The following is a 25,668-nucleotide window of genomic DNA, read 5'->3' as shown; positions in this document are numbered from 1 at the left end:
CTATGAAATTGACTGATGTGTCCGTAGGATATGGACAAAAAATAATAGTAAAAAATATTAATCTTAATTTTGAGCCTGGAAAAATATATGGGATAATCGGAAAAAATGGAACAGGTAAAACGACTCTTATGAAAGCTATTCTAGGCCTTATTGATACTAAATCAGGAACTATTGAAAAAGAAGACACAATAGGTGCTCTAATCGAAGAGCCTGGACTATTTAAGGATAGAAGCGGTTTTGACAATCTTAAAATCAAGGCGATTATGGAAGGAGCTGATTATAGCGAAATAAATAATCTACTTGATGCAGTAGGATTAAAACATGCTGCAAAAAGAAAAGTAAAATCATATTCATTAGGAATGAGACAAAGATTAGGAATAGCAATGGCTATAATTGGTAAACCTAAAGTTCTCATACTAGATGAACCAATAAATGGTTTAGATCCAGAAGGAATCAAGGACATGAGAAATCTGTTTTTGAATTTAAAAGAAAAATATAATATGTGTATTATTATTTCAAGTCATATATTAGAAGAATTAGAAAAAGTGTGTGATGATTTTATTTTTATGAACGAAGGAAAAGTTGTAAGCTTTAAGACAAAAGAAGAATTACACGAAGACTTGGTCAATTGTACGATTATAAAATTAGATCGTACAGATGGAGTGTTACCCGTTTTAACAGATTTGAAAATTCAAAAATATAATCTCGAAAATAACATTGTCAAAATTTTTGGTGATGAAATAGATACAAGCGATGTCATAGAATGTTTGGTTAAAAATAATTACAAAGTATCAGAAGCATATAAAAATAGAATTACCTGTGAAGAGTATTTCTTTAAGATGATAGGGTAGGAGAAAAAAGATGAGAGTAGTTAAAGCACAAATATATAATACATTAAAAAATTGGTCGACATGGATAATAATGTTGATATTTTTATGGGTACAAATTTCAAATATTATGGATCAAGAAAACGTAAAAATGTCATTATTTGAACGCAATCTAATCTTTTTTAGAATTGGAAATGCAGAAATATGTGCCATTATTTTCCTAATAATTTCAATGGGAAAATATCTAAAGAATAATTTTATAAAAAATATAAGATGGTTATATGAAAAGAAAGAACGTATTGTATTAGTTAATACTGGAATTACATTAATCTTTTTTGTTGCGTTATATGTGTTAAATTTTATATTTGATATTATATTTCATTTTTCACAAGAACAAAAACTTGGTTCAAAAGAATCTTTAGGTGAGTTATTGAGTTATTTTTGTATAATAGCTATGGTAGTACTATTTACAAGTATGGTTTTAATAATAACTAAAAGTCAGTTACTAGCATTTATACTAGGTTACGTTGCACTTATGGGAAAAGATTTCATTTTTAGACAGGTAAAAATAGAAAGTGATATGTTAAGAAATATATTAGTCTCTGTTTTAATATCTATAATTTTGTGTGTAATCAATCGATTAATTGCAAAAAAAATATATAGTGTTGTTTAAATTTGATGTTTTTTTAGATAATTAACAGTAGGTCTTAAAGCAAGGTATATTTTAGACAATAGGTTTGAATCACTTGACATATTAAAATGTATAAAATAAAATAAAAGATGTTATCTATAAATAGGTACATTATAAATAATATGTTTACCCAATAATGCGGGTGAAAATAAAATATAAAGGAGATTGTCATGGCTAAAGAGAAAAAATTAGTAGAAGCCATAACTTCCATGGAGGAAGATTTTGCACAATGGTATACAGACGTTGTAAAAAAGGCTGAGTTAGTTGATTATTCTAGTGTTAAAGGATGTATGATCATCAAGCCCGCAGGCTATGCTATTTGGGAAAATATTCAAAAAGAATTAGATAGAAGATTTAAAGAAACAGGCGTAGAGAATGTATATATGCCTATTTTTATTCCAGAAAGTTTATTAGAGCAAGAAAAAGATCACGTAGAAGGATTTGCTCCAGAAGTAGCGTGGGTAACACATGGTGGATTAAATCAGTTACAAGAGAGATTATGTGTAAGACCTACTTCAGAGACATTATTCTGTGATTTTTACAAGAATTTAATTCAATCATATAGAGATTTACCAAAGGTATATAACCAATGGTGTAGTGTTGTAAGATGGGAAAAAGAAACAAGACCTTTCCTTCGTACAAGAGAATTCTTATGGCAAGAAGGACATACAGTACATGCAACAGCTGAAGAAGCAGAAGAAAGAACAGTACAGATGCTTAATTTATATGCTAATTTCTGTGAAGAAGTTCTTGCAATTCCAGTTGTTCGTGGACAGAAAACAGAAAAAGAAAAATTTGCAGGTGCAGAAGCTACATATACTATAGAAGCATTAATGCATGATGGTAAAGCACTTCAATCAGGAACAAGCCATAACTTTGGAAATGGCTTTGCTAAAGCATTTGGAATTCAGTACACAGATAAAGATAATAAATTACATCACGCATATCAGACATCATGGGGAATGACAACACGTATTATCGGTGCGTTAATCATGGTACACGGAGATGATTCAGGACTTGTGTTGCCACCAAGAATTGCACCAGTACAGGCAATGGTTATTCCAATTCAACAGAAGAAAGCTGGTGTATTAGATAAAGCAAACGAAGTTGTTTCAAGATTAAGTAATGTTTGTAGAATCAAGATTGATGATTCAGATAAAACACCAGGTTGGAAGTTCTCTGAGCAAGAAATGCGCGGTATTCCAGTAAGAATCGAACTTGGACCAAAAGATATCGAAAATAATAAGTGTGTAGTTGTAAGACGTGACACAAGAGAAAAAATCGAAGTTTCACTTGATGAAATTGAAACAAGAGTACCAGAAATTCTTGAAGCAATTCAAAAAGATATGTTTGAAAGAGCAAAAGCTCATAGAGATTCGCATATTTGGGATGCTCATAATTATGAAGAGTTTAAAGAAGTTGCTGAAAATAAACCAGGATTTATTAGAGCAATGTGGTGTGGAGATATAGCTTGTGAGAATAAGATTAAAGAAGAGTTATCAGTAACAAGCCGTTGTATGCCATTTAAAGACCAAGAAAGAATTTCAGAAGTATGTGCTTGCTGTGGTAAACCAGCTCACAAACTTGTATATTGGGGCAAAGCATACTAATATTTAATTACAAAACTACAGCCATCCTATTTTGATTATAGGGTGGCTTTTTTAAAGAAAAAATATAAATTTTTAGGAGGAAAAAGTGAAAATAAATTTACCAGAATCAGTCAAAAAAATAATAAATGTATTAGAAGAAAATGGCTATGAAGGATATGCTGTAGGTGGATGTGTGAGAGATACTATTCTTAGTAGAAGTCCACAAGATTGGGATATCACAACATCAGCTAAACCAGAGGAAGTAAAATCACTTTTTCCTCATACAATAGATACAGGGATAGAGCACGGAACAGTAACAGTTATGGATCAGCATATCGGTTATGAAGTTACAACTTATAGAATAGATGGCGAATATGAAGACGCAAGACATCCTAAGAATGTATTTTTTACTCCAAAATTAGAAGAAGATTTAAAAAGAAGAGATTTTACAATTAATGCAATGGCATATAATGAAAAAGATGGTTTAGTTGACTTATTTGAAGGAAAATTAGATTTAGAGAGAAAAATTATTCGTTGTGTAGGAAATCCGATGGAAAGATTTAGCGAAGATGCACTTAGAATGTTAAGAGCGGTAAGATTTGCAGCACAATTAGGTTTTTCTATAGATGAAGAAACTAAAAAAGCAATAAAAGAATTAGCACCAACGATACAAAAAGTAAGTGCAGAGAGAATACAAGTTGAAATGGTTAAGCTTTTGGTGTCAGATCATCCTGAAGAAATATTAACAGCATATGAATTGGGCCTTACAAAAATATTTTTACCAGAATTTGATGAAATGATGCAAACAAAACAAAATAGCAAACATCATATGTACACAGTTGGCGAGCATTCAGTAAAGGCACTTCAAAATATAAAAAATGATAAAGTATTGAGAATTACAATGCTTCTTCATGATGTGGCAAAACCTAAATGTAAAGTAACAGATGCTAATGGAGCAGATCATTTTAAAGGACATCAAGAAGAAGGTGCAAAGATGGCTAAAGTAATCTTAAAGCGCTTAAAATTTGATAATGCAACAATAAATCAAGTTGTAAAATTGATAAAAGCACATGATGATAGACCAAATTTAGATGAAAAAAGTATTCGCCATGCAATGAATGATAATGGTTTAGAGTGTTATCCTGATTTGTTTGATGTTCAAAAAGCAGATTGTTTGGCACAAAGTGAGTATAATCGTGATAAAAAAATTGTATATTTAGAAAAATATGTCGATACATATAAGAGTATAATTGATAAAGAACAGTGTGTTTCTTTAAAAGAAATGAAAATTAATGGAAATGATTTAATTCAATTAGGAATTAGGCCAGGAAAAGAACTTGGAGAAATGTTAAGAAACTTATTTAATAAAGTTTTAGATGAACCAGAGTTAAATGAAAAAGAAAAATTAGTTGAAATGGTAAAAAAATTGCAGAAGTAGGATACAAAACTTAAATAAAGGGGGATAATAATGAGTGAAAAATCTCGTATTAAAGTTAAAGTTTTGGTATTAAGTGTCTTTTTTCTAATGATTTCAGGTCTTTTGAGTGGTTGTGGGCCATCAAAAGATCGTGAAATATCATTAGGAGTCGAATATTATTCAGCAGATGAAGTAGAAGAAGAGGAAAAAAGTGAAGATCTTTTAGACGAAAATAACTCCAATAAACAAAAAAATAAACAAAAAAATAATAAAAAGACTAACAATAAAGAGGATTTTATAGTAGTTGAAGTGGATCCAGAAGGCAATGGAATCAAGGTTTATAGCAGAAAACATGACCTCGAATATCAATATTATGTTGGTTCAGATACTAAAATAACTAATAAATATGGAAACGATATATCTTTAGGCCAAATTACACCTGGAAAAATAATAAACCTAGATTCTATTAGTAAGGTTGGAAAAGTAGGAAAAATCAGCGTATCACCTAATACATGGAATTATACGAAGATTAAAAAATTTAGTCTTAATGAAGAAAAAAGACAGATAACAGTAGGAAAGGATACATATACCTATGATGATAGGTTAATTGTTTTTTCTGGAAACGAAATGATAGAACTAAATAAAATAAGTTCAAAAGATGAGATAGCATTAGAGGGTAAAGGAAAATCTATATATTCTATTGTTGTGACAACAGGGCATGGTACGTTGAAGTTAAAAAATACAGGTTTGTTTGAAGGTAGTTTTTTACAATTAGATAATAGAGCTTTTGTTAACATTACAAAAGATTTAACAATGGATGTTCAAGAAGGAAAATATTTACTTGCTGTTGCTAATGATGGCTGGGGAGGAAGCAAGGAAATAGTTATAAACAGGGGTAAAACTACAGAGGTTGATTTAGATGAAATTAAGGGACCTGGTCCATCATATGGAAAAATATTATTTGCTCCAAATGTTATAAATGCAATGATTTTTATAGATGGACGGCAAGTAGATTATGCTAATCCTATTTCGTTAAGATATGGAAAACATATATTAAAGGTTATGGCAGCAGGATATACGACAATGAATAAGATTTTGTATGTCAATTCACCAGAAGGAACAGTTGCGATAACAATGGAAACGATTGATCAAACGGCAAAACAAAACAATCAAGCAAACTTGCCTAAAAATCACCAAGAAGTAGAATCGCAAAGGGAAAACCGACAAAATTCACGGCAAGACACTAATACACCAGGAAGTAATTCGACAAATTCAAATAATGCTACTGGAAGTATTGGCCAAAATGGAAACAATAATAAAAATCAAAATAGTTCAAGTAATGAAAGTATGACGGCCGATCAATTGAAAGAATACATGCAGACATTAAGTGAATTACTTAGAAATAAGGGGATATCTTAAATGTTAAATAAGTCTTGACAAAAGTAATAAAAACAAGTATATATATTCTTGTAAAAGATTTTAGGAGCGGGACTCTATAAAATATAATACTCAGAGGAGGAAAAAACAATGAACAGAACAGAGTTAGTTGCAGCTATGGCTGATAAAGCTATGATGTCTAAAAAAGACGCTGAAAACGCTTTAAGAGCATTTCAGGAAGTTGTAGTTGAAGAATTACAGAAAGGTGAGAAAATTCAATTAGTTGGTTTTGGAACATTTGAAGTAGTTGAAAGAGCTGCAAGAATCGGTAGAAACCCACAGACTAAAGAAGAGATGCAAATTCCAGCATCAAAAGCACCTAAATTTAAACCAGGTAAAAGTTTAAAAGAGCAAGTTAACAACTAATTGTTTGAGTGTTAAAATTATAGAAATATCGTGGAACGCAAAGAATGCGTTCCACTTTTTTCTATATACGAAATTGTTTGAGAATAAATTATAAAAAGTGTTATACTTAAGGAGAAGATAAATGAGATTAGATAAATTTTTAAAAGTGTCACGTTTAATCAAAAGACGTACGGTAGCAAACGAAGCATGCGATGCTGGTAGAGTTATGGTTAATGGAAAAGCAGCGAAAGCGTCAGTTAAGGTTAAAGTTGGTGACATCATTGAAATTGCATTTGGACAAAAAACAGTTAAGGTAAGGGTACTAGATATTCAAGATACAACCAAAAAAGAACAGGCAAAGGATTTGTTTGAATACGTATAAGGGGTAAAATATGAAAATTAGACGAAGAGTGAGAAATATTAAAATATTTTTTATTGCAGGTATTATTGCAGTTTTTTTTGTAGGAGCTATGTCATATAATATTTACTCTGCAAAAAAACAAAATAAAGAGTACGTTCAAGAACAAGAAAATTTAAAAAAGAAAATAAAAGAAGAAAAACAAAGAACAAAGCAAATTAAAAAGTATGATGAATATACTAAGTCTAATGAGTACATAGAAAACACAGCAAAATCTAAACTTGGATTAGCTAACGATAATGAAATTATTTTTAAGGAAGAAAGCAAATAATTTTTATGATTAATAAAATAAAAGATTTTATCATCAAAAATAAATTAATACAAAAAAATGACAGAGTAATTGCGGCTGTTTCTGGCGGTGCCGATTCAGTGGCGTTGTTGTTAACGTTAAGAGAATTAAAAGAAGTATTCAGATTTTCATTAGAAGTTGTCCACGTCGAACATGGTATTCGTGGAGAACAAAGTCTAGCGGATGCAAAATTTGTGGAAAACTTATGTGAAAATCTAGAAGTTCCCTGTCATGTTTTTCGTGTTGATGTTATTAATTATGCAAAGAGTCATGGCTTAGGAGAGGAAGAAGCAGCAAGAATTTTAAGATATGAACAATTTCATAAAGTTGCTAAAGCGGCTTCAAAAGAACATGATTCTTTACACGATAATTCTAAAGAGAAAAGTCCCACAATTAAAATTGCGATTGCACATCATTTAGAAGATAATGCGGAGACTATTTTATTTCAGTTGGCTAGAGGAACTGGAATAGATGGTGTGTGTGGAATAGAACCAATACGAAACATAGGAGATAAAATATATTATATTAGACCATTGCTCAACGTAAGTAGGGGCGAAATAGAGGATTTTTTGCAAAAAAATGATCAAGATTTTTGCATAGATTGTACGAATAGTGATATTCAGTACGATAGAAATAGAATTAGAAAAAATATATTGCCCCAGTTGAACCAAATTAATTCACAGGCAGTTTTACATATAAATGAAACAGCTAATAAGTTACGTGAAATTCGTAATTATTTTAGAAATGAAGTAGACAAATATTACAAGGAAATTGTTTCTGTAAATCAACTTAATCAAGGAATAGAAGTTTATAACATTGAAATTAATAAGTTGTCAAAGTGTGATATTGCTATTGCAAAAGAAGTAATTAGAAATGTAATAATTTCTTGTGCTAAAAAGAAAAAAGATATAACAAATAAGCATGTTTTAGCGGTGTATGACTTGATTAATAAGCAGTCGGGACGCAAGATTTTGTTGCCATATAATTTGCAAGCAATGAGAAACTATGATACGATACAGGTTTTTTTGAAAAATGATGTGAAAGAAATCAGTGAAAATGTCGATTATAAAAGCATAAGGAAATATGTAAATGTAGAATCTGATTTTTTGAAAAAGCTTGAGGAGTTAGAAGATGGAGAAGAACTTATTATTTCTATGAATGATGGTACTAAAAGTCATTTTAAGCTTCGTTTAATTCATACATCTGTTAATTCCAGTGATCTTAATAAAAAAAAGTATACTAAATACTTAGATTATGATAAGATAAAAAAAGGCTTTCAAATTCGCAATAGACAAAGTGGCGATTTTTTTGTTAGCGATTCAGATGGACATCATAAGAAATTAAAATCATATTTTATTGACGAAAAAGTATTAGCTAGTGAAAGAGACCACATTCCATTGTTGACACAAGATTCAGAAATAATATGGATTGTAGGAATGAGAATTGGATATTCATATAGAATTTCTGATAAGACAGAAAGTATTATTGAAATTCAATATAACGGAGGAAAGTAAAAAATGGATACAACTAAACACAATATTTCAGTTTATTTAACAGAAGAGCAATTAAACAAAAGAATTGCTGAAATAGGAGCAGAAATCACAGAGAAATTTAAAGGTGAATCAGTATATTTAGTATGCATTTTGAAGGGTTCTATTTTCTTTACAACAGAATTGGCAAAAAGAATTGAATTACCAATGACTATTGATTTTATGACAGTTTCTAGTTATGGAGCTGCAACAAAATCTTCAGGTGTTATAAATGTAAAGAAAGATTTAGAAGAATCAGTTGAAGGTGAAAATGTAATTATTGTTGAGGATATTATAGATTCAGGTAATACATTAAGTCGTTTATTAAAATTATTTGAGAGTAGAAATCCAAAGTCATTAACACTTTGCACATTATTAGACAAACCAGAAAGACGTGTTGTTGATGATGTAAATGTAGATTATACAGGATTTGTTATTCCAGATAAGTTTGTGGTAGGATATGGTCTTGATTTTGATCAGAGATATCGTAATTTACCATATATTGGTTTTATTGAAGATATAGACTAATTTTAACCATAAATGTAAAGGAGGAGGGGTAAGTTGAATAAGAAAATGAGTAGGTTACAAGGGCTTGGAGTGTATTTCCTAGTGTTGTTTGTATTGTTTGGAATTTGGTATTGGTGGTCAAATAGTACTGTAACTAACACTTACACACGAGAAGAATTTGTAAAAGAGATTAAAGATACAACAGAAGGCAAAGCTACAAGAAACAATACTATAAAAGAGGTTACTATTGTTCAAAACGAAGAAGTTCCTACAGGAAAAGTGGAAGTCGCTTTTGAAAACGGAGAGCATAGAGTTCTTTATACTTCTAATGTCAATGTTGAGCAGCAAATAATAAGTGAGTATGGTTTTAAGAACTATCATATTTCGGATGTGAAAAAAGAAGACATGCTATTTAAGTATTTACCAATAATTTTGGTAGGCATCTTGATAATTTGTGTAGGTGTTTTGTTGTCAAATAGTAATTCAGCAAATAATAATAGTGGTGGACGAATGATGAATTTTGGAAAAAGCCGTGCAAGACTTTCGACAAAAGAAAATAATCATATCACTTTTAACGATGTTGCCGGTTTAAAAGAGGAAAAAGAAGAAGTTGAAGAAATAGTAGATTTCTTGAGGGCACCAAAGAAATATACAAGACTTGGTGCTAGAATTCCAAAAGGAATCCTATTAGTAGGACCTCCTGGAACAGGTAAAACATTACTAGGAAAAGCCATTGCTGGAGAAGCTGGAGTACCATTTTTTAGCATTTCAGGTTCAGATTTCGTTGAAATGTTTGTCGGTGTAGGTGCTTCTCGAGTAAGAGATTTATTTGAAGATGCTAAAAAGAATGCACCATGTATTGTTTTTATTGATGAAATTGATGCGGTTGCACGTAAGCGTGGAGCCGGAATGGGTGGTGGTCATGACGAAAGAGAACAGACACTTAACCAGATGCTCGTTGAGATGGATGGTTTTGGTGTTAATGAAGGTATAATTGTTATGGCAGCAACTAACCGTGTAGATATCTTAGATCCTGCTATTATGAGACCAGGTCGTTTCGATAGAAAAGTTTATGTAGGAAGTCCAGATGTTGGTGGAAGAGAAGAAATTCTTGAAGTACACGCTAAGAATAAACCATTGAGCGATGATGTAGATTTAAAACAAATCGCGCAGACAACAGCAGGTTTTACAGGAGCAGATTTAGAGAATTTGCTTAATGAGGCAGCAATTCTTGCAGCTAAATATGATAGAGCCTTTATCATGCAAGAAGATATCAAAAAAGCCTTTATTAAAGTAGGCTTAGGAAAAGAAAAACGTAGTAAAATTATTTCAGAAAAAGAAAAACGTATTACAGCTTATCATGAAGCAGGACATGCTATTTTATTTCATTTACTTCCTGATGTGGGACCAGTTTATTCGGTTTCAATAATTCCAACAGGACAGGGTGCAGCAGGCTATACAATGCCACTTCCTGAAAAAGATGAGATGTTTAATACAAAAGGCAAAATGTTCCAAGAGATAATCGTTGATTTAGGTGGACGTGTTGCAGAAGAAATTATTTTTGATGATATTACTACTGGCGCTTCTCAGGATATTAAACAAGCCACACGAATGGCTAAAGCTATGATTAAACGCTTTGGTATGTCTGATAAATTAGGACTAGTTTGTTATGACAATGATGACGAAGAAGTGTTCATAGGCAATGAATTTGGACGTTCTAGAGGCTATAGTGAGGGTGTTGCAGAGGAAATTGACAGAGAAGTAAAAGTTATTATTGATAAAGCTCATGAACGTGCAGTTCAGATTATAAATGAGAATATGGATGTTCTCGAAAAGTGTGCTCAACTTCTTTTGAAAAAAGAAAAGATTTCTAGAAAAGAATTTGAAGCATTATTTGATAATGACGTAGTTGATGCGAAATTTAAAGATTCAGATGATATGTTTAAGATTGATTTAAAGAAAGAAGAAGTAGATAAAGATAAATCAGATAAAGATAAATCAGATAAAGATGATATTTCAAAAGATAATACTGATTATGATGTATCTGGATTTGATGATTTACTAAGATCTTAACATATATTAATATGAGATATAGAGCCCAATTGGCAAAGTGTTGTTTGTCAGTTGGGCTTTATTTATGTAAATTGTATAAAAAGAAGAATAAAATAGTATGTTTTTTTATATTTGTAAAAGAATGATGAAAAAAAAGTGATTATGCACAAAAAAAGACGAAAAATAAGTGGAAATTTGTTGACACTTTTGTCATTAAAGATGGTATTATAATTACTGTAAAAACCCCCCAATACATTATATATAGTTTTTGCTATACCCCATAGTAAAAATACCTTCTCCTAAAAGGCAGCGTAAGCTGTCTTTTTTTTATAATAAAATAAAAGAGGATTGTAATAGTTAATCTGGATATTATGAGCAAATCCCATTAGTTATAAGATTGATAATAGTCGAAAACAGGCCTACAGACTTTGAAAAATAAAAAAATTAAAAAAAATATAAAAAAAATAAAAAAAGTACTTGCATTTTATATCTAAAGGTGATATACTTCTATCTTGTCAGGAGAAATCTTGATGACCAAATGGGCAGTTTCCCGAGTGGCCAAAGGGGACAGACTGTAAATCTGCTGCAAATTGCTTCGGTGGTTCGAATCCACCACTGCCCATTGTTTTATCAAACTTCTCTTGTTAAATATAAATACCGTGCCGGCGTGGCGGAACTGGCAGACGCGCAGGACTTAAAATCCTGTTGTGGCGACACAGTACCGGTTCGATTCCGGTCGCCGGCATGAATTAATCCATAATCGTAAGATTATGGATTTTTTTTATTCTTAAATAGTAAAGAAAAAACTCAAGTCCTAAGAAAAAATAATTTCTAATAGGGCTTGAGTTTTTTGGTATATATCCTTAGTTGTAATTATTCGTTTATACAGCGTTCCCAAGGCATTATACTGTCCCATTTCGATGAATTAAAGCCTTCTCTAATGCATTTGCAATAATATGCATGCTTATTTCTTATAGGGCTATCTGGAAGAAAGAAACGCTTGTTATCACCATTTAAATAATAAGACATTGCATTTCCGAATATCTCTGCTCGATCTTCAGTTGCAAAAGTGGTTCCGTAACTGTCTATGAAATATTTTGGAAATTTTGAATATCCTTTACTATTGCTGTAATTATCATAAGTCTGTAGATATTCAAAACCAGCCGGATTGTTCTTATTCCAATTATCTTCACTGTAAGATAGTTTGTGATTGTATGATGTTTCAAATTCAAGCTTACGATCAATCATATGAGAAAACTCATGATTAACTGTGTAAGGCCAATCCCAACTGTAGGAAGAATCTAGAACCATAACGAGGTATGAGTCGATAGTATTGACAAAACCACTTGGATCAGAGATCATTCCATTATTTCTTGAAGAAATCGTACTAGCTATATATATTCGTATTCCATAGATATCTGAAAAACGAAGTTGTTTGAAGAAATCCGTTGGATAAGCGGAAAGAATTTTATTAAGCGTATCAAGGCTTTCCTTTATCTCATCGGTATCTAAATTTTGTTTCACATTGAAAACATCAATTTTCTTAGGAACCTGAGGTCCTAGATATATTTTGACACCATAAGTTTTTTCTAAAGAATCAGCATATTCTCGAACAGATTTATAAGAATCCATTTTTTGAGAATTATCATTTTTCATATTGTCGATGATAATTCCAGTCTCATTTGAGGCTGAATTTTGTAAAGCTAATAAATTATCAAAAATGCTAATATCACTTGTGGTGTAATTATTTTGAACATTGTTATTTTTAGTACCATCTTGCTGAGAATCATCATTATCATGTGGCTTCTCAGGTTTAGTTTTATTAGTAGATCCATTTAATTTCCAAATATATAAAAATGGATTTCCTTTTAAATCGTATTTTAGAATAAAAAAGCAACTGCAATGTTTTAAGTATATTTGGTCCTTGGATAAATAATTTTCCTCTCCTTTTTGTGCATTGCCAAAATCTATTTGTATAGAAGAAAGGACTTTGCCGGTAGAAGAATAAGCGGTAAAAACAGAAGTTATATTTTGACGCTTAACAGACTTATCATATCCAATATCTTTTCGTAACATAAGATTGTTATCATAAGGAGTTGCATTTACACAATCTTGTGCTCTAAAAAAACTAGTTTTATTCTTTTTGGCGTTGATAAGTTTCCAATAACCGCGATTATAATCAATTTGTGTAACAATATGTTCTTCAGTTGCATCACCTTTATAGTATGCTGTACCTAAAAATGAGTTTTTAATAGCTTCTTTTTTCTTATCAAAAACGCCATAAGAGTAACAGTAGTTTTGGAGGTTAACACCACGAACATAAAATGTGTCGTCATTATTGTTTTCACCAATTATGTAACAATCCTTGAATGTAAAATTGCTTTTTTTGAAGGTAGCTTTGCTAAAGCTTTCTTTTTGCTCTAAAAAACTTAAAAATGTATGGTGCTTAATCTTGTTTGATAGTTTAATAGTATACAGAGTTCCGTCTTTGTTAAGTGCGTATAAAGTATCTTTGGCAAGATTAAGTGAATAAGTAAAACTGTCATAATCCTCTGAACCTATTACTTCTTTTAATTTTAGACGGTATAACAAAGATAACTTATCATCGTAAATAGATAATGTTTTCTTTTTTTGGCTAAAACATAATAGGTGATTGTCTGATAATTCATATTTTGTGCACAATAGGTTTTGAGCATCAAGAGAATAATCAATATCATTTTTCCAAGGATTATATACATCAAATGAATACAAAGGGGAATTAGATTTGATAGTATCATAACGAGCTTCCCCAATTAAAAGTATATTGTCCCCAAAATTCGCTAAATTGTTATAGGGCTTATTGTCGAAAAGATCACTTTTTAAGGTAAATAAATTATCTTGTTTTGGATCAGCAGATGTTTCTTCCCAAAATTCAGGTGAATCATAAGAAGTTTTGCCCTGCGAAGAAAAAATTTCATTGATTTTAGAGCAACCTGTAATATTTAGTAAGATGCATATTGTTAAAACTATAGGAGAAATTAGTTGTATAAATTTATTTTTTGAAATAATAATATACCTCCTTAGTTAAAATATTTAATTTTTGACAGGTACACATCCAGATGACTCGCGAATAATTAATTGCGGTCTTAGTAATGTGATACTAATTGGAATGTGATTAATTAAAGAATTAAGTGCAACGAAAGCACAGCGACCTAATTCATTACGTTCCTGACGAACAGTAGAAAGTGGTGGCTCTGTAGTTGATGCAATAGGAATGTCATCAAAACCAATAACACTTATATCGTCTGGAACTTTAAACCCACGAATTTTACATTCGTTAATAACACCACTCGCGATTAAGTCATTACCGCAAATTATTGCGGTGGCACCATTAGATAAAAATCCAGGTACATGATACTTAGCACTATCAGCGACGTAAAAACCATAAGCCATTAAATTTTTTTCCGGAACAAGACCACACTTTTGCATGCTGCTTTCGAATGCTTTTTGTCTGTCTTCGGATACTTTTGAATGAAGAGATCCATTTAAAAATGCAATTTTTTTATGGCCTAAATTATGTAAATATTTAACTGCCATGTCAATTCCTTCTGCGTTGTCTGTACCAACGTATCCTACAGTAGGATTTTCAGGAATGAAGTTGTCTAATAATATAGTAGGCATTGTTGTGGTTTCAAGTTGTTTCATCCATTCATCATGAAGGGCAAAACCAACGAGAAAAGCACCACAATATTGATGTTTTAAAAGATAAGTATCATATCTTTCTTGTTCTTGTAAGCTTGGAGTCACGGGTATAATTTCAACTTCAAATTTGTGTCGAAATGCGTTTTGTTTGAAACCAAGGACAATATCATAACCGAAATCATCCATGTTAGAGTATTCCATGTTTTCAACGAAAATCGCAAGTTTTCTGTATTTTTCATTTCGAGAACGTTTTGTTGAATATCCCATTTCAACGGCGGTATCAAGGACGATTTGTTTTAACTCATCGCTAATATCACTCGCACCGTTTAAGCCTTTTGAAACTGTACTGATTGAAACACCTAGTTTCTCAGCTATTTCTTTGATTGTAACCATTTGTATTCTCCTAAAAAGTTTTTAATATCCATACTTATATTATAGGTGATTATGTATAACTTATCAATTGAAAAAGATTCTTTTTTTTCGAAAAAAACAGTCAATTACGTTGTGATTTTTACTAAAAAAATATACAAAAAAGGATAAATTTACACAAAATTAAAATAATTGTATTGGAAAAGTTGACAAAATAAGGGTAGAAAAACTAAAATATACTTAGAAACGAAAAAAAACGAAAGATATTTAACATAAAAATTATGTATTTAAAAGGTATATACAAGAATACATAAAAAATATATACAAGAATACATAAAAAAATACACAAGAGTATAAATACTATATCAAAAAGCGAAGGAGTTGAAAGAAGATGATTCGTGGAGCAGGGATTTTGCTCCCAATATCTAGCTTACCATCATCATATGGAATTGGAACGTTAGGCAGGGAAGCATATGCTTTTGTAGATTTATTAGTAGATATAAAGCAAAAGTATTGGCAAATACTTCCTATTGGACCAACGATATATGGAGACAGTCCATATCAAACCATTTCTGCATTTGCTGGTAATCATTATCTTATAGATCTCGATTTATTGGTTGAAGATAAATTGTTAGAAAGTGAAGAAATAAGAGAATATAACTGGGGAACAGAGTATTCAAGAGTAGATTATGAAGCTATTTTTGAAAATAGAAATAAGATACTATATAAAGCTTTTGAACGATTTGATATCAATGATGACGATTATAGGGAATTTGATAATAGTAATAGTTGGTGGTTAGAAACATATTCAGTTTTTGTAACGTTAAAGCAAGTTAATGATTATAAACCGTGGACAAAGTGGAATGAAGATATAAAATACTTTGATGAAGCGGTGCTTGAGGAACAAAAGAAAAAGTATTTTTCACAAATAAATTTTGCAAAGTTTTGTCAGTATGAATTTTGGAAACAGTGGAAAAACTTAAAAGAATATGCTAATAGTAGGGGAATCAAAATTATATGTGATATACCATATTATGTGGCGTTAGATAGTTGTGATGTATGGTGTAATCCTAATAGATTTAGAATCGATGATGATGGAAAAGTTAAATATGTATCGGCCGCGTTGCCTGATAAATACTCAAGTAAGGGCCAAATTTGGGGAATGCCTCTTTATAATTGGGATGTACATGAAGAGGAAGAATTCAACTGGTGGAAAGCAAGAGTTAAATGGGCGACTGAGAAAGTTGATATAATTAAGTTTAATCATTTTTCAGGAATTATAAAAGATTATGCTGTATTAGAAGGAACAATTGATTTTAAAAAAACAAAATGGTTTAAGGGACCGGGAAGAAAATTTGTAAATGCTATCAATGAAGTGAGGGGGAAAACACCAATTATAGCTGATACATATTGCGGGAAGACCTTAATACCAGGTGTTAACAAATTATTGAAAAAATCAGGTTGGTTAGGTACTAAAGTGTTGATGTTTGCATTTGATGGTGATACATCTAACGAATATTTACCACATAACTACGATAATACAGACATAGTTGTTTATGCGGGAACGCATGATAATGACACATTAGTTGGTTTTTTTAGAGAAAAAACAGAATTTGAATTAGCGTATTTATATGAATATTTAAATATTTCTGATAGGAAGCAGATTCCAGAAGGAATAATTAGAGCTGCATACCAAAGTATAGGCGTAGTAGCAATAATTCAAATGCAAGACATTTTAGGACTTGGAAATGAAGCAAGAATGAATTCTCCATCAACCGTTGGTTATAACTGGAGATGGCGTTTAAATAGTGATCGGTTAAGTGAGGACAGACGCTCATGGATTCGAAATCTTGCAGCAACATATAGAAGGTAATTTTGAAAGAGTATGTAGAATGCTAAACGCATTTTATATATATAGTAATTAATATTAAGGTTAAAAAAGGAGAGGAAAACTATGAAAAGAAAAGTATTACCATTAGTACTTGCAGGAACAATGGCAACAACAATGTTTGCAGGATGTGGAACAACTGAAGAAAAAAAGGCAGATGGAAAAGACACTATAACATTAACAGTTATGGGACCTGCTGAGGATCAGTCAAAAGATAATGGAGAATGGTTACAGACACAGTGTAAGAATTTTGCAAAAGAACACAAAGAGTGGAACATTAAATTCAAATATCAAAAAACATCAGAAGGTGATGCAAAACAGGTTGTAACAAAAGATGTATCATCTGCAGCAGATGTTTATATGTTTGCAAATGACCAATTAGTTGATCTTGTTAAAGCAGGTGGTCTTGCTAAACTTGGTGGAGAAACAGAAAAATATGTAAAAGAATCTAATGATGAAAATATTGCAAACTCAGTAAAATATGAAGGACATTATTATGGTATTCCATATACACCAAATGCATTCTTTATGTATTATGATAAGAGAAAATTCTCTGAAGAAGATGTTAAGAGTTTAGATAAAATGCTAGAAAAAGGTAAGGTATCATTCCCACTTACAAATGGATGGTATATTTCAGCAATGTACACAGCAAACGGATGTACATTCTACGGAAAAGATGGAGCAACAAAGAAAGATAAAATTGATTTTTCAGAAGAAAAAGCAGCACCGGTTACAAAGAAATTAGTTGAATTAGTGAAAAATCCTAATTTTGTAGTAGTAGGTGATGATGGTGATTCTGTAACAGGATTAAAGAACGGAGTTAGTGCTATTTTTGATGGTAACTGGAACTATGATAAAGTAGCTGAAGCTTTAGGTGGAGAAGAAAATGTAGGCACAGCAGTTCTACCAACAATTAATATTGATGGACAGGAAAAACAGATGAAAGGCTTCCTTGGTTCTAAAGCAATTGGTGTAAACCCTAAATGTAAAAATCAGGAAGTTGCTGTAGCACTTGCTAAATATTTAGGAAGCGAAAAATCACAGAAAGCACACTTTGAAACAAGAAAACAAGCACCAGTTAATAAAAATTTAACAACAGATAAAGAGATTTTGGGCAATTCTGCAGTTTCAGCTTTAGTTCAAGTAGGTGAAAAATCTACAGTAGTTCAACCATTATTTGGTTTACAGGGATATTGGGATGCAGCAACACCATTTGGTAAAGCTATTCTTAACAAAGAAATTACAGATGGTAACTACAAAGAAAAAACAGCAGAATTTAATAAACAAATTAATGGTTCAGTTGTTAAATAATAATTAGTAATACAATTTTACAATGAAATAGAACGGATACTAACATTAAATAAATACTAACAATATTTTGTGGCGGGAGTAAATAATGGTTTTGCTCCTGTCACAAAAAAAGTTAATATAATTATGGATTAAGAGGGATTCTTAATCAGGAGGATTCAGGATGAAAGTAGCTAAACAGAAATCAGATTTTGCCACACCTTTTACTGTGAAAAATGCAATAACTAAAGGAGACCTTTTCACTAAATTGTCTGGAATAATCATGGGACTAGGTAACTTCAAAAATGGACAGTTTGAAAAGAGCTTGATTTATTTTGCAATAGAAATAGGTTACATAATGTTTATGATCAAAAACGGATTTTATTACTTAAAGATGCTTCCAACACTTGGAACAAGGAAAGCAGCTGAAGTATGGAATGAACAAAAGCAAGTATATGAATATGTACAGGGCGATAACTCTGTTTTGCTATTGCTTTATGGTGTGGTAACAATTGCAGTAACACTAGTTTTTATTTATTTTTTATGTGATAGTTTAAAAAGTGCGTATAAAGTACAGTATTATAAGGAAAAGAACTGGAAAATTAAAAGTTTTAAAGAAGATGTAGAAGATTTATTTGATAGTAACTTACATAAGTTATTAATGTTTTTACCATTTTCTGGTATATTAATTTTTACTATCTTACCATTGTTATTCATGATTGCAATGGCGTTTACAAATTATTCGGATATTGGAGACCATCTAATTTTATTTGATTGGGTTGGTTTAAAAAATTTTAAAACAGTACTAGGACTTGGCGGAAAAATTGGACAAACATTCTGGCCAGTTTTAGGATGGACATTAATTTGGGCATTCTTTGCTACATTTCTAAATTTTTTCTTAGGAATGATTTTAGCAATTGTAATTAATAGAAAAGAAACAAAAGGTAAAGCATTTTGGAGATTTTGTTTTGTAATATCTATCGCAATACCACAATTTGTATCATTACTAGTTATGAGAACTTTATTACAGAGAGATGGAGCAATTAATACTCTTTTATTAAATGCTGGTTTAATAAAAACAGCTTTACCATTTTGGACAAATGCAACATGGGCAAGAGTTACAGTAATCTTAGTAAACTGTTGGGTTGGTATTCCATATACTATGTTACAGGTTACGGGTATTTTACAAAATGTTCCAGCAGAATTATATGAAGCTGCAAAAATTGATGGAGCAAATCCAATTCAAATTTATTTTAAGATAACTTTACCTTATATAATGTTTATTATGGGACCTTATCTAATAACTCAGTTTACAGGTAATATAAATAATTTTAATGTTATTTATCTTTTAAGTGGTGGAGCACCTGTTGAAGTTGGTAAAACTGCAGGTAAAACTGACTTGCTAGTAACATGGTTGTATAAATTGACAATTGATTATAAGTACTATAATTTAGGTGCTGTAATTGGTATCTTAACTTTCATTATCTTATCAATAGTTGCACTTGTGACTTATAGAAATACTGCATCGTATAAGGATGAGGAGGGATTCCAATAATGAAAAGAAAAGTAAAAAACATTATTATTCATGTTATTTTAGCAATATTAGCAGTTATATGGTTATTCCCAATTTTTTGGGTTGTTATGACAAGTTTTAGAAAAGAGTCAGGTGTTAATATTAATTATTTCTTCCCAAAGGAATTAACATTTGATAATTATACGAGATTATTTACTGATACACAGGTAATTAATTTCCCAAGAATGTTTGTTAATACATTAATAATTTCGATTTTTTCATGTATCATTGCGACTACATTTGTATTATGTACTTCCTATTGTATGTCTCGTTTAAGATTTAAAATGAGAAAACCTTTTATGAATTTGGCAATGATACTTGGATTATTTCCTGCTTTCATGTCAATGGTTGCGGTTTACTTTATATTAAAACTTGCAGGATTGACTGAAGGTGGGCTAATAAGAGTAGCTTTAGTGCTTGTATATTCAGCAGGAGCAGGAGCAGGATTTTATATTGCAAAAGGTTTTTTTGATACAGTACCAAAATCGCTTACAGAAGCTGCAATATTAGATGGATGTACTCAATTCCAGGTGTTTTATAAAATAATTTGTCCTTTATCAAAACCAATTATTGTTTATACAATATTAACTTCATTTTTAGGACCATGGCTTGATTTTATTTTTGTAAAAGTTATCGTTGGTGCAAAGGATGAGTATTGGACAGTTTCAGTTGGATTGTACAATATGCTAGAAAGAGAGTTTATACAAAAATGGTATACATCATGGGCAGCAGGTGCTGTACTTGTTTCAATTCCTATTGCTATATTATTCTTGATAATGCAAAGATTTTATGTTGATGGAATGTCAGGTGCGGTTAAAGGATAGCGTTAAACATTAAAAAAAAGCTTTTATTTACGAGGGTTCGTACATTGAATACCTTGCAAATAAAAGCTTTTATTATAATAATTAATAATGTTTCTTCTCAATATCAATAAGCATATCTTCGATTATAGCGCGAGTATATACGCCAACTTTTTTTTGTTGTTCTTTTTCTAAGTCAGAAATATAAAACGGTTTACCATATCGAACAACAACTTTAGCACGTTTAATCCAAGGAAAATGATTTTCTAGAACATCTTCGGTTCCAGTGATTGCCATTGGAACAATTGGACATTTTGATTTTTGAGCAATCTTAAAACTACCCTCTTTAAAAGGAAGAGTTTGTGTTCTACTAGATGTTTTTATGCGTGTTCCTTCAGGAAAAATACAAATAGAAATGCCAGATTTGACATATTCGATTGCTTTTAAAATAACTCCCATACTTTGACGAATGTCGGTACGATCCATTAGGAGGCAATACACACGTTTCATTAAAAATGAAATTAGAGGAACCTTCTCAATACTTTTCTTTGAAATATATCCAGTTAAATTAGGACAACGAGAATATGTTGCGACAATATCAAAGAAACCTCTGTGGTTACCTATGTAAAGGACCGCTTGATCTCGAGGAACATTGTCTTCGTCTTCAACAATTAATTTGACACCAGAGAGTAAAAGTACAACTTTAAATCCAAATTGAACGTAACCTAGCATGACCATGTCCGAATGATGCTTGCTGAATTTACCAATAATAAATTCAATTAGCATAACTGGTAAACTAAAAATCAAAAATATGGTGATAAAGAGAATACATAATATTGTTCTCATTAAATTGACCTCTCTTATTAAATTTTAATATTTATACATTCATTATATCGTAGTTGTATACGTAAATGCAATAAGTAGAAATGCATAAAAATCTAGTTTAAAAAAGTAAAAAGTTTATAGCTTAAAATAATCACACAAAAAACACAAAAAGAGACATTTTTTGTGCTATTATAATTATGAGGAAAAATGTATGCAAAAGTAAAACAAAAATTATTACTTTCAAACTATTGCAAAAAGTTTAACACTTTGCTATACTAAAATTAACTTGATGTTGTGTTATATGTATTTAATATGCTCAAGCAGAGGAGGATAAAAAATGGAGAAAGCAGATATCAACAAAGTTCGCGCATCGGTGAATCAACAATGTGGCAGTAGAGTTATGATTGTACTTGATCGTGGGCGTAACAAAGTGGATATTCAAGAAGGGGTAATTCAAAAAGCATATCCAAGTGTTTTTACAGTTTTAGTAGAAGATAGCAAGGCGACAAATCCGCCACAGCTATTATCCTTTAGTTATACAGATATCATTACAAAAGACATCCGAATGAAATTGTGCTAATTAATAAGTGTTATCTTTTACAATTGTTTATAGTCTTGTAAAATATTAATAATTAGTGCAAGTAAATTAGATGTAAAGTTACATAAATAATCGCAGGTTGTATATTATTACAATTCTGCGATTTTTTTTATAAAAAAAGTATTAAGAAATATAAAGTCTGCATCGATATATAAAATAGTGATGCTACACTCCAAGGCATCAGTAATGTAGAAGAGTCTCGTTAAGTATAATCTGTCCCTTTTTTCAACTTAAGGGTATTTATATAAAGAAAAGTAATTTTGTCTTTTATTTTTTCTTATTAATATTTCGGTTAAATATTAAGATAATAATTCATTAAATATTAAGATAATAATTCATTAAAAATTAAAGAAGAATTCAGTCTGTAAAATATAGTAAAAAGGTATATCTGTCTTAAAAGAGAAAGTATGGTCGAAATTTAGTGAATATTCTGTGAAAAAAGTGTGTTCATTCTATGAAAATCGTAAAAAAAAACAAAAAATATTACAAAAAAATGAAAAAAGGGGTAGATTTTATTTAACATTTGTGTAACAATAGTATTAGAGAAAAATAAGAAAGAAATTTTAAGAGACAAAATCTCATAGGTATAAGGAAAAAATATTGGAGGAAAAAATGAAATCGCGTAATTTTACAGAGGTAGTAAAGAATAACAGAAAAGGTATAATATCGGTAGTAATGGCTGGATGTTTAGCATTTGGTGCGCCAACAACAGGATTCTTCGAAGGTACACTTGTTCAAAACATTCACGCTACTAATGCAAAACAAAAAAAGGCGGAAGCTGAGAAGAACTTAAAAGAAGTTAATGCAAAACTTGATAATATATTCAAGCAGCAGCAAGCTTTAGATTCTCAGGTAGATCAGTCTACAAGAGAGTTGGCTCAGATTATAAGCTCACAAGAAGGAATCAAGAATGATATTGCTAACAAGAATAAAGAAATTGATAAAGCAAAGAAAGATTTAGAGAAAGCTAAAGCTGAAGAAGAGAAAGAATACAATGAAATGAAAGAACGTATTAAATATATGTACGAGAATAGTTCATCAGATTCTCTTTGGGAAGCTGTTGTAGACTCAAAGAGCTTTGCTGATATGTTAAGTAATATTGAATACGTATCTTCAGTATATAAAACAGATAAGACTTTATTAGAAAGATATAAAGCGGCAGTTAAGAAAGTAGAAGACTTAACAGAAAAATTACAGGATGATATGTCTGAATTACAAGAATCTAAGAGAGAATATGATGCTCAGCAAGCTGAATTATCTAATAAATTATCAGCTTTAAAAGCTCAGTCTAGTTCATATGATCAACAAGTTGCACAGGCTAAACAGTTAGCAGCTTCATATAATTCAACTATCAAACAGCAACAGGATTTAATTAATCAGCAGGTTGCAGCTCAAAGAGCAGTAAGTGCAGCAAATAACGGTTCTGCTAGACAGGCAGCAAGTTCATCACGTAGAAATAGACGTACAGGTGGTGCAGGTATGGCAGCAAGTGCTCCAACATCACACTCAAATCCACCAGCAAACGGTTCGGCATTATCATATGCTAGTCAGTTTGTGGGCCATCCTTATGTATGGGGCGGAACAAGTCTTTCAAATGGATGTGACTGTTCTGGTTTCGTTATGGGTGTATATGCACAGTATGGTAAGAGTTTACCACATAGTTCAGGTGCTATGAGAGGCGTAGGACAAGGTGTCAGCGTTGCAGATATGCAGCCAGGTGATATCGTATGTTATGATGGTCATGTAGGAATTTATGCAGGTGGCGGACAGTTATTAAGTGCTCTTAACAGTAAAAAAGGTATTACATACTGTTCAGTTAACTACAAACCAATCAAAGCCGTACGTAGAGTGTAGTACGATATAATATTTGAATAATCTATGATAATTTTTAATGGAGGCTCACATGAAAATTACATTTGGTAATAGAATTAAGAAGTTTTCATATAAAAATAATCGTTTTTTAATAACAATAATCCTAGCGTTTGTCTTAGGATTATTGTTGTTATATTCAAAAATAAATTTTAATAATAAAAGACTTTTGGTATATTCAAAAAATCTAGATGAAATTTGCGCAGTAGTTGATGGTGATGACCTGACTTTGCGCAATTTTGCGTTTTATGTAGCATATGAAGAAGCAGAAGTAGAAGAAAAAGCAAAAGTTTATGATAGTAAGCATCCTGAAAATTATTGGAAAATGCATACGAATGGCCAATTTATCAAGTATGCAGCAAGGAATGCAGCTATTGATATGGGCGTGCATGATTATTATTTTTACAAGAAGGCCTTAAAGGATAAAGTAAAATTAACAAACGAAGAAAAGAAAATTTTAAAGAATAATCAGTTAGATTTTTGGGAAGATTTAAAAGATCGTGGTGCTGATAAATTATTGGGTATCAAAAAGCAAGATATTTATGATACAATGGAGAAGATGGCGATAGCTCAAAAGGAGCAATACATTTGTGAGCAACTTGATGGAATGGAAGAAGGCGATTATGATTTTAATCAAGATGCTTATAAAGAATTACTAGAAAAAAAAGATTATAAGATTGTTAAGAGTGTTTGGACACGTATTGATTTTGGAAATATAACGTTTAAACATTAGGGAGAAACAATCGGAAAGAAGTTAGATATGAAGTTAGGAAGAAACGATGCATGTTGGTGTGGAAGTGGCAAAAAATATAAGACATGTCACGAAATGTTTGATGCTAAAATTGAAAGATTTAGACGTCAAGGCGCTCAGGTGCCACCAAGAGAGTTAATTAAAACACCAGAGCAAATTGAAAAAATTAAAGAAAGTGCCAAAATAAATGTGGCAGTATTAGATTATATTGAGGAAAATATTAAGCCAGGAATAACAACAGCTCAAATTGATAAATGGGTATATGATATAACAACATCTATGGGTGGAATCCCTGCAGATTTAAACTACGAAGGATATCCTTATAGTGTTTGTACATCAGTTAATGACCAAGTGTGTCATGGTTATCCATCAGAAGATGTAGTTTTAAAAGAGGGCGATATCGTTAACGTTGATTGTTCAACAATATATCATGGATATTACTCAGATTCATCTAGAATGTTTTGTATTGGAGAGGTAAGTCCTGAGAAAAAACGTCTTGTTGAAGTTACTAAAGAATGCGTACAAAAGGGATTAGAAGCAACTAAACCTTGGGGATTCTTAGGTGATATGGGGCAAGCAGTACATGATCATGCTTACGCTAATGGTTATACAGTCGTTAGAGAAATCGGCGGTCACGGTGTTGGAAATGAATTTCATGAAGAACCATGGGTTGGATATAACACAAAAGCAGGTACAGGAATGTTATTAGTACCAGGAATGATGTTTACTATTGAACCAATGGTTAACATGGGTGGCGTAGAAATATATCAAGATGGTGATTGGGAAGTTTATACTGAAGATGGACTTCCATCAGCACAGTGGGAAATTCAAGTTCTTGTAACAGAAACAGGAACAGAAGTAATTTCTTGGTAGCATAAAACTATATAAATTAAATAAAAAAAGAATAATAATTTCGAAATAAAAGG

General features: G+C 31.1%; 22 protein-coding genes and 2 tRNA genes. 21 read left to right on the top strand and 3 right to left on the bottom strand.

Features of this window, described 5'->3' with window-relative positions:
• Nucleotides 1-2: 2 nt before the first annotated feature.
• The 13 genes from BMY79_RS06465 to BMY79_RS06405 all read left to right on the top strand — a co-directional run bounded on the left by BMY79_RS06465 (nucleotide 3) and on the right by BMY79_RS06405 (nucleotide 11,846).
• Entirely contained in the window at nucleotides 3-851 is an 849-nt protein-coding gene (locus BMY79_RS06465) for an ATP-binding cassette domain-containing protein (protein WP_022749450.1), read from the top strand.
• A gap of 10 nt (nucleotides 852-861) precedes the next feature.
• Nucleotides 862-1,500: a hypothetical protein gene (locus BMY79_RS06460; protein ID WP_022749448.1), complete on the top strand. Its 639-nt coding sequence runs from the start codon at nucleotides 862-864 to the stop codon at nucleotides 1,498-1,500.
• 188 nt (nucleotides 1,501-1,688) lie between these two features.
• A complete protein-coding gene (gene proS / locus BMY79_RS06455) occupies nucleotides 1,689-3,128 on the top strand; it encodes a proline--tRNA ligase (RefSeq protein ID WP_074730630.1) in 1,440 nt (479 codons plus the stop codon).
• Between the two features lie 85 nt (nucleotides 3,129-3,213).
• Entirely contained in the window at nucleotides 3,214-4,545 is a 1,332-nt protein-coding gene (locus BMY79_RS06450) for a CCA tRNA nucleotidyltransferase (protein WP_074730629.1), read from the top strand.
• Nucleotides 4,546-4,575: 30 nt separating this feature from the next.
• Nucleotides 4,576-5,943: a hypothetical protein gene (locus BMY79_RS06445; protein ID WP_074730628.1), complete on the top strand. Its 1,368-nt coding sequence runs from the start codon at nucleotides 4,576-4,578 to the stop codon at nucleotides 5,941-5,943.
• Nucleotides 5,944-6,051: 108 nt separating this feature from the next.
• On the top strand, nucleotides 6,052-6,327 hold the full coding sequence (locus BMY79_RS06440; RefSeq protein ID WP_022749443.1) for an HU family DNA-binding protein: 276 nt from the start codon (nucleotides 6,052-6,054) through the stop codon (nucleotides 6,325-6,327).
• A 121-nt stretch (nucleotides 6,328-6,448) separates the two neighbouring features.
• On the top strand, nucleotides 6,449-6,688 hold the full coding sequence (locus tag BMY79_RS06435; protein ID WP_022749442.1) for an RNA-binding S4 domain-containing protein: 240 nt from the start codon (nucleotides 6,449-6,451) through the stop codon (nucleotides 6,686-6,688).
• 10 nt (nucleotides 6,689-6,698) lie between these two features.
• Nucleotides 6,699-6,995, top strand: coding sequence for an FtsB family cell division protein (locus BMY79_RS06430; RefSeq protein ID WP_022749440.1), 297 nt, complete (start codon nucleotides 6,699-6,701; stop codon nucleotides 6,993-6,995).
• A 5-nt stretch (nucleotides 6,996-7,000) separates the two neighbouring features.
• On the top strand, nucleotides 7,001-8,527 hold the full coding sequence (tilS, locus tag BMY79_RS06425) for a tRNA lysidine(34) synthetase TilS (protein WP_027430023.1): 1,527 nt from the start codon (nucleotides 7,001-7,003) through the stop codon (nucleotides 8,525-8,527).
• Nucleotides 8,528-8,530: 3 nt separating this feature from the next.
• The gene (gene hpt / locus BMY79_RS06420; protein WP_027421695.1) at nucleotides 8,531-9,070 is read left to right on the top strand and encodes a hypoxanthine phosphoribosyltransferase; all 540 of its coding nucleotides are present in this window, start codon (nucleotides 8,531-8,533) and stop codon (nucleotides 9,068-9,070) included.
• Between the two features lie 33 nt (nucleotides 9,071-9,103).
• Nucleotides 9,104-11,122, top strand: coding sequence for an ATP-dependent zinc metalloprotease FtsH (ftsH, locus tag BMY79_RS06415; RefSeq protein WP_074730627.1), 2,019 nt, complete (start codon nucleotides 9,104-9,106; stop codon nucleotides 11,120-11,122).
• A gap of 519 nt (nucleotides 11,123-11,641) precedes the next feature.
• Nucleotides 11,642-11,723, top strand: a tRNA-Tyr gene (locus BMY79_RS06410).
• 39 nt (nucleotides 11,724-11,762) lie between these two features.
• Nucleotides 11,763-11,846 (top strand) — tRNA-Leu (locus BMY79_RS06405).
• A gap of 128 nt (nucleotides 11,847-11,974) precedes the next feature.
• Here the strand turns inward: BMY79_RS06405 and BMY79_RS06400 are convergent.
• Together BMY79_RS06400 and BMY79_RS06395 are read right to left on the bottom strand one after the other, a co-directional pair.
• Complete coding sequence (locus BMY79_RS06400) at nucleotides 11,975-13,852, bottom strand: hypothetical protein (protein WP_074730626.1); 1,878 nt, start codon at nucleotides 13,850-13,852, stop codon at nucleotides 11,975-11,977.
• Between the two features lie 321 nt (nucleotides 13,853-14,173).
• Nucleotides 14,174-15,175 carry a LacI family DNA-binding transcriptional regulator gene (locus BMY79_RS06395; protein ID WP_022749586.1) on the bottom strand — a complete coding sequence of 334 codons (1,002 nt, stop codon included), beginning with the start codon at nucleotides 15,173-15,175 and terminating at the stop codon, nucleotides 14,174-14,176.
• Nucleotides 15,176-15,542: 367 nt separating this feature from the next.
• Between BMY79_RS06395 and malQ the strand changes: the two genes are divergently transcribed.
• From malQ to BMY79_RS06375, 4 genes are all read left to right on the top strand, one after another.
• Complete coding sequence (gene malQ, locus BMY79_RS06390) at nucleotides 15,543-17,024, top strand: 4-alpha-glucanotransferase (protein WP_022749587.1); 1,482 nt, start codon at nucleotides 15,543-15,545, stop codon at nucleotides 17,022-17,024.
• Nucleotides 17,025-17,105: 81 nt separating this feature from the next.
• Nucleotides 17,106-18,350 carry an extracellular solute-binding protein gene (locus tag BMY79_RS06385; protein ID WP_022749589.1) on the top strand — a complete coding sequence of 415 codons (1,245 nt, stop codon included), beginning with the start codon at nucleotides 17,106-17,108 and terminating at the stop codon, nucleotides 18,348-18,350.
• Nucleotides 18,351-18,510: 160 nt separating this feature from the next.
• Nucleotides 18,511-19,881 carry a carbohydrate ABC transporter permease gene (locus tag BMY79_RS06380; RefSeq protein ID WP_022749590.1) on the top strand — a complete coding sequence of 457 codons (1,371 nt, stop codon included), beginning with the start codon at nucleotides 18,511-18,513 and terminating at the stop codon, nucleotides 19,879-19,881.
• Complete coding sequence (locus tag BMY79_RS06375; RefSeq protein WP_034229632.1) at nucleotides 19,881-20,723, top strand: sugar ABC transporter permease; 843 nt, start codon at nucleotides 19,881-19,883, stop codon at nucleotides 20,721-20,723. The genes BMY79_RS06380 and BMY79_RS06375 overlap by 1 nt, the downstream gene beginning before the upstream one ends.
• An 81-nt stretch (nucleotides 20,724-20,804) precedes the next feature.
• Here BMY79_RS06375 and BMY79_RS06370 read toward each other — a convergent pair whose 3' ends face one another.
• Nucleotides 20,805-21,545 (bottom strand): lysophospholipid acyltransferase family protein, encoded by a 741-nt coding sequence (locus BMY79_RS06370; RefSeq protein ID WP_022749593.1) that lies wholly within the window; start codon nucleotides 21,543-21,545, stop codon nucleotides 20,805-20,807.
• A 316-nt stretch (nucleotides 21,546-21,861) separates the two neighbouring features.
• Here BMY79_RS06370 and BMY79_RS06365 point away from each other — a divergent pair, with 316 nt between their 5' ends.
• The 4 genes from BMY79_RS06365 (at nucleotide 21,862) to map (ending at nucleotide 25,615) form a co-directional block, all read left to right on the top strand.
• On the top strand, nucleotides 21,862-22,104 hold the full coding sequence (locus BMY79_RS06365; RefSeq protein WP_022749594.1) for a Veg family protein: 243 nt from the start codon (nucleotides 21,862-21,864) through the stop codon (nucleotides 22,102-22,104).
• Between the two features lie 630 nt (nucleotides 22,105-22,734).
• Nucleotides 22,735-23,976 (top strand): C40 family peptidase, encoded by a 1,242-nt coding sequence (locus BMY79_RS06360; protein WP_051604807.1) that lies wholly within the window; start codon nucleotides 22,735-22,737, stop codon nucleotides 23,974-23,976.
• A 49-nt stretch (nucleotides 23,977-24,025) separates the two neighbouring features.
• Nucleotides 24,026-24,724, top strand: a complete 699-nt coding sequence (locus BMY79_RS06355; protein ID WP_022749597.1) for a hypothetical protein — start codon at nucleotides 24,026-24,028, stop codon at nucleotides 24,722-24,724.
• A 27-nt stretch (nucleotides 24,725-24,751) separates the two neighbouring features.
• Nucleotides 24,752-25,615, top strand: a complete 864-nt coding sequence (gene map / locus BMY79_RS06350) for a type I methionyl aminopeptidase (protein WP_074730625.1) — start codon at nucleotides 24,752-24,754, stop codon at nucleotides 25,613-25,615.
• Nucleotides 25,616-25,668: the final 53 nt, after the last annotated feature.

The sequence above is a fragment of the Lachnobacterium bovis genome (genome assembly GCF_900111325.1).
Classification (GTDB): domain Bacteria; phylum Bacillota; class Clostridia; order Lachnospirales; family Lachnospiraceae; genus Roseburia; species Roseburia bovis_A.
The sequence above is the reverse complement of the archived record's forward strand: the minus strand, read 5'-3'. Positions and strand labels throughout refer to the sequence as shown.

What these genes read in the sequence shown, in the direction of transcription:
- BMY79_RS06465 (WP_022749450.1), top strand. Translation starts at nt 3, where the DNA reads ATGAAATTGACTGATGTGTCCGTAGGATATGGACAAAAAATAATAGTA.
- BMY79_RS06460 (WP_022749448.1), top strand. Translation starts at nt 862, where the DNA reads ATGAGAGTAGTTAAAGCACAAATATATAATACATTAAAAAATTGGTCG.
- proS (WP_074730630.1), top strand. Translation starts at nt 1,689, where the DNA reads ATGGCTAAAGAGAAAAAATTAGTAGAAGCCATAACTTCCATGGAGGAA.
- BMY79_RS06445 (WP_074730628.1), top strand. Translation starts at nt 4,576, where the DNA reads ATGAGTGAAAAATCTCGTATTAAAGTTAAAGTTTTGGTATTAAGTGTC.
- BMY79_RS06440 (WP_022749443.1), top strand. Translation starts at nt 6,052, where the DNA reads ATGAACAGAACAGAGTTAGTTGCAGCTATGGCTGATAAAGCTATGATG.
- BMY79_RS06435 (WP_022749442.1), top strand. Translation starts at nt 6,449, where the DNA reads ATGAGATTAGATAAATTTTTAAAAGTGTCACGTTTAATCAAAAGACGT.
- BMY79_RS06430 (WP_022749440.1), top strand. Translation starts at nt 6,699, where the DNA reads ATGAAAATTAGACGAAGAGTGAGAAATATTAAAATATTTTTTATTGCA.
- tilS (WP_027430023.1), top strand. Translation starts at nt 7,001, where the DNA reads ATGATTAATAAAATAAAAGATTTTATCATCAAAAATAAATTAATACAA.
- hpt (WP_027421695.1), top strand. Translation starts at nt 8,531, where the DNA reads ATGGATACAACTAAACACAATATTTCAGTTTATTTAACAGAAGAGCAA.
- BMY79_RS06395 (WP_022749586.1), bottom strand. Translation starts at nt 15,175, where the DNA reads ATGGTTACAATCAAAGAAATAGCTGAGAAACTAGGTGTTTCAATCAGT.
- malQ (WP_022749587.1), top strand. Translation starts at nt 15,543, where the DNA reads ATGATTCGTGGAGCAGGGATTTTGCTCCCAATATCTAGCTTACCATCA.
- BMY79_RS06385 (WP_022749589.1), top strand. Translation starts at nt 17,106, where the DNA reads ATGAAAAGAAAAGTATTACCATTAGTACTTGCAGGAACAATGGCAACA.
- BMY79_RS06380 (WP_022749590.1), top strand. Translation starts at nt 18,511, where the DNA reads ATGAAAGTAGCTAAACAGAAATCAGATTTTGCCACACCTTTTACTGTG.
- BMY79_RS06375 (WP_034229632.1), top strand. Translation starts at nt 19,881, where the DNA reads ATGAAAAGAAAAGTAAAAAACATTATTATTCATGTTATTTTAGCAATA.
- BMY79_RS06370 (WP_022749593.1), bottom strand. Translation starts at nt 21,545, where the DNA reads ATGAGAACAATATTATGTATTCTCTTTATCACCATATTTTTGATTTTT.
- BMY79_RS06365 (WP_022749594.1), top strand. Translation starts at nt 21,862, where the DNA reads ATGGAGAAAGCAGATATCAACAAAGTTCGCGCATCGGTGAATCAACAA.
- BMY79_RS06360 (WP_051604807.1), top strand. Translation starts at nt 22,735, where the DNA reads ATGAAATCGCGTAATTTTACAGAGGTAGTAAAGAATAACAGAAAAGGT.
- BMY79_RS06355 (WP_022749597.1), top strand. Translation starts at nt 24,026, where the DNA reads ATGAAAATTACATTTGGTAATAGAATTAAGAAGTTTTCATATAAAAAT.
- map (WP_074730625.1), top strand. Translation starts at nt 24,752, where the DNA reads ATGAAGTTAGGAAGAAACGATGCATGTTGGTGTGGAAGTGGCAAAAAA.